The sequence below is a fragment of the Mesorhizobium sp. M0174 genome (assembly GCF_040322275.1).
Lineage (GTDB): Bacteria > Pseudomonadota > Alphaproteobacteria > Rhizobiales > Rhizobiaceae > Mesorhizobium.
In genome coordinates this window covers 114,980-127,487 of record NZ_JAMYTB010000009.1, presented here as the reverse complement: position 1 = coordinate 127,487, position 12,508 = coordinate 114,980, and the positions used below count along the sequence as shown (strand labels likewise).

Here is a 12,508-nt window from a genome sequence, read left to right as displayed (position 1 = left end):
ACCGCCGATTGGGCGACGGTCACACCGAAAAACGCCCTCCAAAACCTGCATAGTTGGCAAAACTGCCCTCCAATGATGACTTTGCTGCCCGTTTTTGTCGGCCGAGTCAAGAAAGCGAAATGACTAGGCCTTGCTGGGCGGAGTCGGCCATGGCTGCGAAAGTGAAGCCGGGCCGACCAGAATCTTGCGGCCGGCAGCCACCGTCATCAAGCCCCGGCGTTCGATCAGAACGGCGATTATTGAGCGGGCACTTGTCGACCTGCCACTCGGGCGAATGAACGATTAACGTCTGAGAATTCGGGACAGCGGCAAGATGTTTGCCGCGCAGCAACTGAATGTCGCCAAGTGCCGGAGCGGGATATCCAACACCTAGACCACAGCCACCAGTATGTGAGCCTGAATTTTGGCAGTAACCTTGCCGCTGCCATGCCTGTCTGCAATGGCGGCTGCGGCATAGTCGGTTGCAGAGTCCAGCTTCCCCGCCTCTCTGGCCTCGATTTCGTTGCGAAGGAGAGTGCCCTGGCAATAAGCAACGGCCGGAAGGCGCGGCGAGGAGGCACGGCTTTGTTCGGCTCTCGTCTCGATCACCACACCGGAAAAACCTGCGTCCTCCAGCTCGCCACGGATCAGTGCCGTATCGTGGTAGCCATGCGGCGTGCGTGCCAGAAAGCGCGGCGGATCGTTCGGAAAAATCCTTGCGAGAGCATTCGTCACATCGTCGGCAAACACGTTCTCCTCGATGCGATCCCATACGCTGAATAGAAAATGTCCTCCGGGCTTCAGGACTCGCCGGGCTTCGCGGTAGGCAGATGAGCGGTTGGGAAAGAACATCGCGCCGAACTGACAACAAACGAGATCGAAGGCCGCATTTTCAAACGGTAGCGCCAGAGCATCCGCCTGACGCCATTTGATGCGATCGTCGGGAGCTTGCCGCGAAGCGGCGTAGTCGAGCATCGGCTGGTTGAGGTCGGTTACGACATAGCTTGCACCGGGCGACAGTTTTGGCGCCAATGCGCGGGTGACAACCCCGGTGCCCGCGGCGGTTTCCAGAACGGCGCTTGGCGACAAGGACGCTGCTCGCCGTGCAAGATCTGCGGCGAACGGCTCGAAAATCAACGGCACCATATAGCGGTCGTAGTTTTCCGGAATTGAGCCGGCGAATACCTTGTCCGTTTCCAACATTGCTATCCCCCGCCGTCCGTTTGATGGCTCGTCAGCATAGCATGGAATTGTTTGCTATTCGGTCGCATTCGACCGGGAGGCGGTTCGCTCCCGGAAGCTCCGAAACGCCGTGCTGCAATTATCTGCATATGTGTTAATATCTTGTGGTCATGCGCATTGGTGCGTGGCCAAACATAAAATGGGAGGATGCGATGAAAACCATAAGTCGCAGGTCTGCAATCGCGCTTGGCGTGACGGCGGCAGCGGTGACGCCTTTGTTCACGCTGGCGGCTGCTGCAAAGGTCAAGAAATACGGCCCGAAGGAAGGCAAGGAAATAGCCCCCGGCGTCAGATTGGTCGAGGTCGGCACCGGCAATTCCGATATCCCCGCTTACAAGAGCATCTCAATTGTCGACATAGTCTTTCAGCCCGGAGCAGCCGCCCCTCAAATGGTGATGGACAACGACATGGTGTGCACCATTGCTGCCGGTGAATTCACGATCAAGAAGGCGGACAAGGAATTCAAGCTTAGGGAAGGTGACGTGTACACCTGCTCCAAGGGCAAGACCGACGAGGCAGCCAACACCAGCAAGGTAGTCGGCATCCACCGCATCGCCGTCTTGATACCTGCCTAGCGCATGCCAGCGAAAACCGGCCCGCGTCCTCGTCCGGACGCGGGCCTTTTGATGAGGTGCGTGCTTATGAGCCGTTTCTCCCTCCGCCCGCTTTGCAAGCGTGCGCTATATTAGAAATCACGCAAGTTTCTGGATGACTGCACGCCGGTCTGCGGGCCTGCATTGGCGCCCCTACATTGGCGCCCCTGCATCGCCGCATTCGCAAGCCGGCGCCGCGCTGGGCGTTTGGCTTCACGAAATGGCCCGGTGCTCTTCCCGAGCTGCCTCCCAGACCTCGCGCGCCGCGTCTGCATTCAGTGCCGCGATTCCCAGGCCGACGATCAGATCCGGCCACGCCGAGCGCCACAGGAAGGCCGTCACCAATCCGGCCAGTATGATCGCAACATTGGCGACCGCATCGTTGCGGGCCGAGAGGAATGCCGCCCTGGTAAGACTGCCGCTGTGATGGCGGTAGCGCGCCAACATGTAGGCGCATGACAGATTGACCGCGAGAGCGCCCAACCCCGCCAGCGTCAGAGCCGTTGGCTGCGGCGGCACCGGCATGTTGAACTTTTCCCACGCGGTCCACAGCGTCGCCAGGCCCGGCACCAGCAGGATAAGCGCCAGCGCCATGCCGACCCGCGAGCGGGCACGCAGCGACCATCCCATGGCGAGCAGTATGAGGAGATTGACCGAGGCATCTTCCAGAAAATCGACGCTGTCGGCGAACAGCGACACCGAGCCGATCGCCAGCGCGACGGCGAATTCAATGCCGAAATAACCCAGGTTCAGCAGTGCGACGACAAGCACCACCCGGCGAAGGCCGTCCGACGTGATGGCTTGCTGCATGGTCTGCCCCGATGTGATGGCGTTAATGTTATTGCTGGGCGTCCCGTTCCTCGACCGTCTCGATCTCGCAGGCTTTGAGGCCAGCCTAGGCCGAACATGGCACGTCTGTCACCAAAACACCTGCGAGCCAAAACAGGATGGTCACCCTGTTTTGGGCGTGCCCTCATGCGCGCCGCTCGTCAGGCAAAGCCGGGAACCGGCTTGGTCTTGCCGCTCAGTTGCGCGCCCAATGTCAGCGCCTGCGGGAAATTCCGGACGATCGCCGCCATCGCGGTGGCGCTGCCGGGGCGAAGGGCAATTCCGGCAATAGCAGCGGCAGCGTAGACCCGGGTCGAAAACAGTCTTTTCCAGGCCGCCTCGTAGCGTCTGGCGGCGGCCTCGCGCCCCGCTTGGCCACTTGGCGCGGATGCGAGTTCGCTAGCCAGCAGCCAGCCGGACTGAAGCGCCATCGAGATGCCCTCGGCGATAACGGGATGAGACTCTCCGGCTGCATTGCCGACCCGGAAGATGTCCTGTTCGTAGCAGGAGCGAATTCCCGGCCGGATCGGACCCGCGGCAAGCCACGGGCCGTCGAGGTGCGCCGGTTCCAGGGCGCCTCGCACGCCCCGGCATGAATTCATGACATGGCGTGAGACGACATCGGCGGCCGACACATGGCCCAGGTATTCGGGATCATGTTGTTTACGCAGCCGCGCGAGCACATCGCGGCGAATGCAGCACGAGATCGACAACCGTCCATGATCCGCCGAGACCATGCCGCCATAGCCGCCGGGAAAAGCCAGCAGAGGCATCAAATCCGGTGCGAGCGACGACCCGGTGAAATGCGCCTTGAAGCCGAGCAAGTCCGACGGCCGATTGGTCTTTGCGAGCTGGCTGGGTAATGGTCCCGGCTCCCAGGAGCCGTGTGCGGCGACAATCACCGGCGCACGCAACATCACCGCTTCATCCCCGGCCTGAACTCGTACACGTTGCATCTCACCATCCCGGTCGATGGCGACGGCGCGGCAGGGCTGGAAGATTTCGACGCCCGCCGATCGCGCCGCCTGTAGAAGCAGAGAGTCGAGAATGTCCCGGCCGAGCGCCCGGCCGAAGCCGTGTTTCGCACGAGACCCAGCTCCTGCACCAGGCATTGCAGCCTCGACGGAGGTCTCACCGGAAAACAAACCGACGCGGCGGATTTCGGGGCCGGCATTGGCACGCCAGGCATCGCCGATCTCGAGCCGGTCGAGAAGCGCAAGATTGCTTGCCGAGATGTATTCGCCGCAGACTTTGCGGCGCGGAAACGCACTCTTTTCCACAATGGCCACGACCCACCCGCGCCGGGCCAGCGTGAGCGCGACGGAGGTGCCCGCCGGGCCGGCACCAATGACGATCGCGTCATGAGTCGACAATCGCGTCATGGCTCGACACTGGCACTGGCGCCGACGAAAATGTGGGAAAACAGGCCGGCGCGCCGCTCCTCGACCGGTTTGCCGTTGGCCGCAAGCCAGAGACGGGAAAGCTCGCTGCCGCGAAAGCCGGCACGCACGCTTTGCGCCGCATCGTTTCGTGTGACGTCGTTGGCGCCGATTGCCGGCAGAAGACGGGTTGCGGCCAGCGGCAGTTTCGCCCGCAGCGGCTCTGTCGCGATGAGCAACGGGACTTTCGGCCTGATCAGCGAAAACAGACGCACGAGCTGCGCATCATCGAGGTGATGCAGGAACAGATTGACGGTGACGGCGTCGAACGGCGCACCCTCGATCTTTCCTGCCCAGTCGAAGACATCGGCGGTGACGCCTTCGGCCTTCCATCCCAGCCTGTCAAAATCGCTGCGCAATTGCCCGGTGACGAGGCCGACGCGGTCGAGCATTACCAGTTCGACCCCGGGCCAATGCGTGGCCATGCGCCGCGCCACCGCCAGCATGAAGGAGCCATCGCCGGCGCCGATCTCCAGGATGCGGCGTGGCGGCTTTGGCACGAACCTCTTGAGCAACGACGTCATGATCGGCACCTGAAACATCAGCATATTGATGCGCCGAAGGTCGCGGCGCGCGGCCAGCGCTCGCGGATCGTCGGCCGCAAGTCCGTCGAGGATTTCCGGCGCAAGCTGCCGATGCTCCAGGCCGCTCATGACACCGTTCGAAAGAGCATGGTTTCGGCCGTCAGCCCGGGCCCGAACGACATGCCGCAGCCGAGTAGGCCGGGTGGCGCCTTCAACATCTCATTCATCACGAACATGACGGTCGCCGACGACATGTTCCCATACCGGCGCAACACCGCGCGCGATGGTTCCAGTGCAGTGGGCTCCAGTTCCAGAGCCCTTTCGACAGCATCGAGCACCGAACGTCCACCCGGGTGCACGGCCCAAAGGTCGATGTCTTTCGCCGATCGGCCGCCGAGGATGGCGGCCTGGCTGTTCCGCAACGCTTCATGAATCGCTGCCGGCACCTGGCCGGAAAGAACCATTTCGAAGCCGCGGTCGCGAATGTTCCAGCGCATCAGGTCCCGCCGTTCCCTCGCCACCAGACAGTGAAAGCTATCGAGCTCGATGCCGGCCGGCTCGGCAGTGATGAGCGCAGCCGCGCAGCCGTCGCCCCAGAGGCAGAACGACAGCAGTTTTTCCAGTTCGGTGGTTTCGCGCAGATGCATCGTGCAGAGCTCGATATTGACCAGCAGGACCTTGGCCTGCTGGTCGGAGCGGACGATGTGGCGGGCCAGCTTGAGCCCGTTGATCGCCGCGTAGCAACCCATGAAACCGATCATCGTGCGTTCGACACTATCGGGAAGCCCGCAACGCGCGATCAGCTCCAGATCGATGCCCGGCGCCGAAAAGCCGGTGCAGGTGGTGACGATCAAATGGGTGATGCGGGAAGCGTCGTCGCCAAGCTGCAATCCGTCGATGCCCTTTTGCGCCAGAACAGGTGCGGCATCGTCGAACATCGCCATTCTCATGGCCGTTCCGGGAAACGCACCGCGGATGAAGGTCCCGGCCAAGTCGGCGGACGGTCCTTCGGGGTCGGACGCCGGCGCAAAGCAGGAATAGCGGTGCTCGATGCCGGCAAGATCGGCCATGCGTTCGAAGATCCTCCGGCGATCGGCCGCGAGCATGGAGGCCGCGAAACGCAGGTAGAATTGATGAACCTCGTGCTCCGGCACCGCCGTCGCGATCCGGTTGATATAGGCGTTGACGGGCATATTCTGTCTCCTCGGCGTCTGCACGGTGTAACGTGCCGCCGGAGGGTCCTTGCTCATCGTTACCCGGTGTCGAACACCGGGTTTTGAGCGCTGTTCGATAAACGTTTCCGAAAACTGATTTCTTCCCGAAGGTTCAGTGTGCGCTGCTGGCAGGCAAACGGTTGGAGCGGGCGGGCGGTTGCGTCAGGCATCCAAAATCGCCACATCATGTTGACCTTCCATCTACTGGAAGGTCTATTTCCTCCAATAAAGGAGATTTCCGCCATGAACATCGGCGTCGCATCCGAAAAATCCGGCCTGCCGGCCAAGACGATCCGTTACTACGAGGATATCGGGCTCTTGCACCCGGCTCGGACAGACAATGGCTATCGCGATTACTCGACGGCCGATATTCACCGGCTGCGCTTCCTGCAGCGCTCGCGAAGCCTGGGGTTTTCGGTCGACGAATGCCGCCAGTTGCTCTCGCTGTATCAAGACAGGGAACGTGACAGCGCCGACGTGAAGGCGATCGCGAAAGCCAAGCTGGTGGAGATCGACAGGAAGATCGCCGAACTGGTCGGATTGCGCGGCTTGCTTCACCATCTGGTCAGTCACTGCCACGGTGACGAGCGGCCGGATTGCCCAATCATCGACGAGCTGGCAGGACAAGGCGTCGCCCAGTGAGGTGGATTGAAAATCGGAGCGGCTGACGTGCAAACTTCGCTGTCATGCCGGCTTGTGCTGCCGCACGACCTTCCATTCATGCCAGATCAGCACCATGACGACAGCATCGAATACGGTCAGGACAAGCAGGCCGAACGAATGGGTGTAGGAGTAGCGGTAGACTTGATAGAACATAAATGCGCCCAGCGCCGCAAGCGATGCCGGATACGACCACAGCTTGCCTCTCAAAAGCCCGACAACGAGCAGCAGTTTTATCAGGCCGTGGCTAAGCAGGTAGAAGGCATAAAACTCCTTGCTGGCAACGGAAAAGTGGCTTGCCATCTGCGACAGATAGCCAGCTATGAAATCGTTCGGATCTTCGATCAATTCCTCTTGGGTGAATGTATTGACCCAGGAGGCAATGGCGTCGGTGGTGACGACATAAAGCAGGATCCCGCCCACGCATTCGATCAGGGCATGCGCCCCTTTAAGCCAGATGCTGAGCTCGAAAATCTGATGGATGCGGCGTTCGTCTACTGCTTTCACAAAATTCACCTTGCGATCGACAACAGCGGAAACGAGAAACGATGGATGCAGCCCTAACCCACTGGATCAACGCGGCAGCCGGGATCAGCCCTTTTCTTGATAAGGCAATGATCGCTGTCTCACAAATCGGCGTTCCGCTGATGGTGCTGGCTGTTGCCCTGCAATGGTGGGCAAAGGCCGACCGCTACCATGTGCGCCATGCTGCCTTGTCCGCCGGCTTGGCGTTCCTGCTCGGTCTGGCGATCAATCAGTTCATTTTGCTATTCGTCCACCGGCTGCGGCCCTACGATGCCGGCGTGACGCATCTGCTGATTGCGCCCAGCGCCGACTGGTCGTTTCCCTCCGACCACGCGACAGCCAGCTTTGCGGTTGTTGCGGCTCTTGCAATGCAAGGTCTGCCGCGCCGGACGCTGGCCCTCTCCATCATGGCATTGCTGATCTGCTGGTCGAGAATTTATATCGGCACCCACTATCTCACCGACGTGATAGGCGGTGCCATCACTGGCGTCTTAGGTGCCGTTGTGGTCCGATTGGCCTATCGCGAGAACTCCCGACTGGACAGTCTGGTCACAAGAATTCTCTAGCTCCTTATGTGCCAACGATGAGACGAGCAGCTATCATAGCGGTCCTGTCGCTTGCCTGCGTCTCTGTCGTGCTCGCCGCCGCCCATTCGGGTCGTGATGCGGTCATCCAGGCTCGCCAGGCCTCGATGAAGGAAATGGCCGCGGCGGCAAAGGCGATCGCTGGGATGTTCGACGGCAAGCAGGCGTACGACGCCGCAGCCTTCAAGGCGGCGGCCGAGACCATCCGCGCCCGCACCGGCCGTGCCCTGATTGCCGAATTCCCCAGCGCGACATTGGGCGCGCCTTCAGGCGCCAAGCCGGATATCGACCCCGCCCGCGCGGAGTTCGAAGAGCTGGCTCGCCACATCGGGACGCTGGCCAGCGCCTTGGGCTCCGACGCCGAGCGGGCGCCGCCGCGCATCACCGACGACATGAGAATGGGTTCCGGCCTGGCGATGGGCGGTGGCAGCCTGCTTGGCAAGCGACCATCACTCGCGGAAGCCGATCCCACTAAATTGCCGGCGGAGCACCTCCTGCATCTCATCTTGCAGGATTGCTCGAGCTGCCATTCGAAATTCCGGCAAAAGGTCGAGTGATAGCGTCAGCTCCGCTGCAGCTGACCCGCCATGAAATTGCGCCAGCCGCCGAAATGCGAAATCTCCTTTGCATCGGTGAGGCCGGCACTTTCGACGAGGAAGCCTTTCGGCGAAGTTCCGTCATCAAGCAGAAGCGTCCCGATGCCGAGCGGCGGCGGAATCGCGGCAACAAAGCGCCCGAACGCTTGTGGCGAGAGCCGCCAGACTTCGACCTCGATCGCTGCCCCCTTGCCATTGCAGATCCGTTCGAGCCCCGGTCGCGGCACCGACTGGCCGGCGAGTGCGTAAAGCCGATAGAGCGGCGCCGTTCTTGCCCCCCGGGCGAAAATTGCGCCGAGCTGCTGCAACTGGCCGTTCAGCGCCATCCCCGATAGATGCGCGCCGACCACGGCCAGCTCGATCGTGCCCTCGTCCACGTCCACGCGAACATCGCCACGCGGCGGCAGCGGCCAGCCGGTAGCGCCCAGCGAAAGGCCGCTTGCCGCATGCACGTCGCGCGCAAGCGACGCCGTCAGATGGTCCTTGCCCGCCGCGGCAAGCAAGGTGACGCTCATCGGCAAACCGTCGCTACGAGTTCCGCTCGGCACCGAAATGCCGCACAAGTCGAGCAGATTGACGAAGTTGGTGTAGGTGCCGAGCCGGCTGTTGGTGACGATCGGATCGGCGAGAACCGCCTCGACTGTGTAGTGCGTCGGCGCGGTCGGCACGCAGAAAACGTCGACCGAGGCGATGACCGGCGCAAGCTTGGCCTTATAGCCTTGCAGGGCATAGAGCCCCTTGAAAGCGTCCGCCGCGGAAAGTTTTCGCGCACCGCCGATGATCTGCCGCGTCACCGGATGCATGGCGGCCTCGTTGGCAACCATGAAGTCCCTGATCGCGGCGTAACGCTCGGCTACCCAGGCGCCTTCGTAGAGCAGGTTGGCGGCGGCGTAGAAGTCACCGAACGGGATTTCGACCAGCCTGCAGCCCAGCGTCTCCAACGAGGCAAGGGCGGCCTCGAAGCCCGCCTGCATCGCCTGGTCGCCGAAGAAGGTCCAGTCGGCCCTGGCCGGCACGCCAACCGTCAGCACCGGCGGGCGCGCGGCAAGAGCCTGAATGCAGAGGTCACGCGAATAGGGATCGGCGTCGTCCTTTGCCGCCGCCGCCTCGAACACGTGATAGGCGTCATCGACGGTGAGCGCGAACACCGAGACGCAGTCAAGCGTCCGGCAGGCCGGCACGACGCCGGCGGCTGATAGCGCGCCGACGCTCGGCTTCAGCCCGACGATGTTGTTGAGGCCGGCGGGTATGCGCCCCGAACCGGCGGTGTCGGTGCCGAGCGCGAACGAGACGATGCCGCGCGCCGTCGCCACGGCCGAGCCGCATGAAGAGCCGCCCGGCACCAGTTTCGGGTCGATCGCATTCCTCGGGACCGGATAGGGCGTGCGCACGCCGACCAGGCCGGTGGCGAACTGGTCGAGATTGCTCTTGCCGATAACCAGCGCGCCGGCGGCCTTGAGTCGCGCGACGACGGTGGCGTCTTTCGCCGGCAAGTAGGCATATTCCGCACAACCCGCCGTGGTCGGCATGCCGGCAACATCGATGTTGTCCTTGACCGCGAACGGCACGCCCCACAGCGGCTTTGCCGCCGGATCGAACGGGCCGAGCTTTTCCGCCTCGGCAAGCAACTCCGCCCTGCTCGCCAGATGGATGAAGATGCCGGGGTCATCGGCCGCCGCGAGCCGCGCATGGACCATATCGATCACGTCGCCAATGCTGAGGCCGGCCTGATAGGCAACGTGCAGGCTCGCTATGTCGAAGCGGATGTCGCTCATTTGGCCTCGCCCAGAATGACTACCGGCAGGTTCCACTGGATGAGCACGACGCAGCTATGCTTCGTCCACACCGAATGCTCGGTTCCGACCGCGTTCAGGATCACGCTGCCCGCGGCATGATCGCCGTTCTCGTCGCTCTGCGTGCCGTCCAGCACGATGATCGTCTCCAGCCCGGCATGGCGATGACGCGGCACGCTGGCGCCAGCCCGGTAGTTCAGGATGGCGACCGACGGTTCCATCGGCCCACCCTTGAGCAGCCAATGCACTGTGATGCCTTCGCGGAAAGGCTCGAACGGCAGATCGCGCCAGCCACCATTGAGGAGGCCGGCAAAGGCAAGGTTAGGCATTGGAAATTCCCTCGAGCACCTGGTCCGTTGTCGCCGTCCAGCCGACGATCGCGCCCTGCGCCCTGATCATGGCCAGGGCGGCCGCCTTGAACTCGGCAAAATAGCTCTCGGTAGCATCCTCGGCCAGCAGGCATTCATAGCCGCGGTCGTTGGCCTCGCGCATCGTCGTCTGCACGCAGACCTCCGTCGTCACTCCGGCAAAGACCAGTTGCTGTGCGCCGAGCCGCTTCAGGTCATCGCCGAAGCTGGTGGCATAGAACGCGCCCTTGCCCGGCTTTTCGATGACGATCTCGCCAGGCAGTGGCGCAAGTTCATCGAGGATCGCCGTTCCCGGCTCGCCGACGATCAGCACACGACCCATCGGCCCGACATCGCCGATCCGGATCGACGGGTTGCCGCGGTTGCGCTTGGCCGGCGGCAGATCCGAAAGGTCTGCCTTGTGGCACTCCATCGTGTGGATCACCGGCAGGCCGGCGGTGCGGAACCCCTCGATCAATCTCTTCACCGTCGGCACAATCGCCACCACCCGGCTGACGTCGTTGCCGAGGCTGGCGCCGAAGCCGCCCGGCTCAGCGAAATCGCGCTGCATGTCGATGACGACCAGCGCCATCGCCTCGAGCTTGAAGGCAAACGGGAACGGCAGCGCCTCGATCTCCGCCATCAGTGATGTCCCGCCATGTGCTCGCCGATCGTCTGCACGCTCGCCTGAGCAATCGGCGTCTCGTAGACCAGCGCGCCGTCCGACATGACGAAGATGCGGTCCGAGAGCTCGAGCAGCTCATCAAGGTCCTCCGACATAAGGAGCACCGCGGCGCCGGCATTGCGCGCCTTCATGATGCGGGCGCGTATTTCGGCGACGGCGGAGAAGTCGAGGCCGAAGCAGGGGTTCGACACGATGAGCAAATCGACCTCGCCGGTCAGCTCGCGCGCCAGCACGGCGCGCTGCACATTGCCGCCTGACAGCGACGAAATCGGCGAAGCGAGCGAGGCCGTCTTGACCTTGAACTGTTCTATCAGGCGGGCCGCGTAGTCCCTGATCGCACTCATCCTGATCCAGTTGACCGGCTTGCCGGCCTCGTTGAGGTCGAAGGTCCGGAAGGCCATGTTTTCCGCCACCGTCATCTTCGGTGCGCAGGCATTGCGCAACGGCTCCTCCGGAATGAAGCGGACATTGAGCGTGCGCGCCTCGCTGCGGCTGGCGCCATAGGGCGAGCCTTTCACCAGAACGTCGCCGCCATTGCGCGCCCGCTGTCCGGCAAGGACTTCGAGAAACTCCTTCTGGCCGTTGCCGGAGATGCCGGCAATGCCGACGATCTCACCCGACTTCACATCGAGTTCGCCGATGTCGATGGTTTTCAAACCGGTGCGGTCGGGCGCCTTCAGCGACTTTACCGTCAGCACCTGTCTGGCGCCGGCCGGCACCGGGGCGCGGCTGTCGAGTGCGGCGATCGGTTGGTCGCCGATCATCATCGCCGCCATCTGCTTGTGGGAAAGTTCGGAGACCTTTCCGGTTCCGGTCAGCCTGCCCTTGCGCAGCACGGTGATATCGTCGGCAAACGCCGTCACCTCGTGGAATTTATGCGAGATCATCAGCACGGTGAGGTCGCCGGTCCTGGTCATGTCGCGCACCAGGCCAAGCACCTCCTGTGCTTCGCCGGGAGTGAGCACCGAGGTCGGCTCGTCGAGCACCAGGAAACTGCGGCCGAGATAGAGCTGCTTGATGATTTCGAGCTTCTGCTTCTCGCCCGCCGCAAGTTCCGCCACCTTGACGTCGAGCGGCAGCTTGAACGGCATACGCTGCATGAATTGCGCAAGTGCGGCGCGCTCCTTGCGCCAGTCGATGATGCAGGGCACCTTCTCGCGCGAAATGACCAGGTTCTCCGCGCCGGTCAGCGACGGGACGAGCGTGAAATGCTGGTAGACCATGCCGAGCCCCAATGCCGAGGCATCCTTCGGACTGGCGATCGCGACCTCGCGGCTATCAACCAGCATGTCGCCGGCGGTCGGATGGTAAAAACCCATCATGCACTTGACCAGCGTCGACTTGCCGGCGCCGTTTTCGCCGAGCAGCGCATGGAACGATCCCGCCGGCACCTTGATCGAGACGTCGTCCAGCGCGGTGAAGGCGCCGAAGCGCATGGTCATGCCGATGGTCTCGATGCCGACGGCTTTCTTGCCGATGCTTCCGCTCAAGATCGTGTC

General features: G+C 62.7%; 14 protein-coding genes. 4 read left to right on the top strand and 10 right to left on the bottom strand.

Features of this window, described 5'->3' with window-relative positions:
• Positions 1-369: 369 nt before the first annotated feature.
• A complete protein-coding gene (locus NKJ13_RS19875) occupies positions 370-1,182 on the bottom strand; it encodes a class I SAM-dependent methyltransferase (protein WP_352737359.1) in 813 nt (270 codons plus the stop codon).
• Between the two features lie 191 nt (positions 1,183-1,373).
• On the opposite strand from NKJ13_RS19875, the gene NKJ13_RS19870 reads away from it, so the two are divergent.
• Complete coding sequence (locus NKJ13_RS19870) at positions 1,374-1,796, top strand: hypothetical protein (RefSeq protein ID WP_352649657.1); 423 nt, start codon at positions 1,374-1,376, stop codon at positions 1,794-1,796.
• Positions 1,797-2,027: 231 nt separating this feature from the next.
• Here the strand turns inward: NKJ13_RS19870 and NKJ13_RS19865 are convergent, their stop codons facing one another.
• From NKJ13_RS19865 to NKJ13_RS19850, 4 genes are all read right to left on the bottom strand, one after another.
• A complete protein-coding gene (locus NKJ13_RS19865) occupies positions 2,028-2,624 on the bottom strand; it encodes a cation efflux transmembrane domain-containing protein (protein WP_352645553.1) in 597 nt (198 codons plus the stop codon).
• Between the two features lie 179 nt (positions 2,625-2,803).
• Positions 2,804-4,024: an NAD(P)/FAD-dependent oxidoreductase gene (locus NKJ13_RS19860; RefSeq protein WP_352737358.1), complete on the bottom strand. Its 1,221-nt coding sequence runs from the start codon at positions 4,022-4,024 to the stop codon at positions 2,804-2,806.
• Positions 4,021-4,734 (bottom strand): class I SAM-dependent methyltransferase, encoded by a 714-nt coding sequence (locus NKJ13_RS19855; protein WP_352737357.1) that lies wholly within the window; start codon positions 4,732-4,734, stop codon positions 4,021-4,023. Before NKJ13_RS19855 ends, NKJ13_RS19860 begins: the two co-directional genes overlap by 4 nt.
• Complete coding sequence (locus tag NKJ13_RS19850; RefSeq protein WP_352737356.1) at positions 4,731-5,798, bottom strand: type III polyketide synthase; 1,068 nt, start codon at positions 5,796-5,798, stop codon at positions 4,731-4,733. The genes NKJ13_RS19855 and NKJ13_RS19850 overlap by 4 nt, the downstream gene beginning before the upstream one ends.
• 264 nt (positions 5,799-6,062) lie before the next feature.
• Here NKJ13_RS19850 and cueR point away from each other — a divergent pair, with 264 nt between their 5' ends.
• Positions 6,063-6,461 carry a Cu(I)-responsive transcriptional regulator gene (gene cueR, locus NKJ13_RS19845; RefSeq protein ID WP_254819466.1) on the top strand — a complete coding sequence of 133 codons (399 nt, stop codon included), beginning with the start codon at positions 6,063-6,065 and terminating at the stop codon, positions 6,459-6,461.
• A 42-nt stretch (positions 6,462-6,503) separates the two neighbouring features.
• Here the strand turns inward: cueR and NKJ13_RS19840 are convergent, their stop codons facing one another.
• A complete protein-coding gene (locus NKJ13_RS19840; RefSeq protein WP_352452336.1) occupies positions 6,504-6,986 on the bottom strand; it encodes a DUF2127 domain-containing protein in 483 nt (160 codons plus the stop codon).
• Positions 6,987-7,027: 41 nt separating this feature from the next.
• Here NKJ13_RS19840 and NKJ13_RS19835 point away from each other — a divergent pair, with 41 nt between their 5' ends.
• On the top strand, positions 7,028-7,570 hold the full coding sequence (locus NKJ13_RS19835; RefSeq protein ID WP_352507104.1) for a phosphatase PAP2 family protein: 543 nt from the start codon (positions 7,028-7,030) through the stop codon (positions 7,568-7,570).
• Between the two features lie 17 nt (positions 7,571-7,587).
• Positions 7,588-8,145: a cytochrome c gene (locus tag NKJ13_RS19830; protein ID WP_352737355.1), complete on the top strand. Its 558-nt coding sequence runs from the start codon at positions 7,588-7,590 to the stop codon at positions 8,143-8,145.
• Positions 8,146-8,150: 5 nt separating this feature from the next.
• On the opposite strand, the gene atzF is transcribed toward NKJ13_RS19830, so the two are convergent.
• From atzF to NKJ13_RS19810, 4 genes are read right to left on the bottom strand one after another with little or no spacing between them, the layout of a single operon-like run.
• On the bottom strand, positions 8,151-9,959 hold the full coding sequence (gene atzF, locus NKJ13_RS19825) for an allophanate hydrolase (protein ID WP_352737354.1): 1,809 nt from the start codon (positions 9,957-9,959) through the stop codon (positions 8,151-8,153).
• Positions 9,956-10,306, bottom strand: a complete 351-nt coding sequence (locus tag NKJ13_RS19820; protein WP_352737353.1) for a cupin domain-containing protein — start codon at positions 10,304-10,306, stop codon at positions 9,956-9,958. Before NKJ13_RS19820 ends, atzF begins: the two co-directional genes overlap by 4 nt.
• Positions 10,299-10,967 (bottom strand): cysteine hydrolase family protein, encoded by a 669-nt coding sequence (locus NKJ13_RS19815; protein ID WP_352737352.1) that lies wholly within the window; start codon positions 10,965-10,967, stop codon positions 10,299-10,301. The genes NKJ13_RS19820 and NKJ13_RS19815 overlap by 8 nt, the downstream gene beginning before the upstream one ends.
• Positions 10,967-12,499: an ABC transporter ATP-binding protein gene (locus NKJ13_RS19810; protein WP_352737351.1), complete on the bottom strand. Its 1,533-nt coding sequence runs from the start codon at positions 12,497-12,499 to the stop codon at positions 10,967-10,969. Before NKJ13_RS19810 ends, NKJ13_RS19815 begins: the two co-directional genes overlap by 1 nt.
• Positions 12,500-12,508 lie beyond the last annotated feature (9 nt).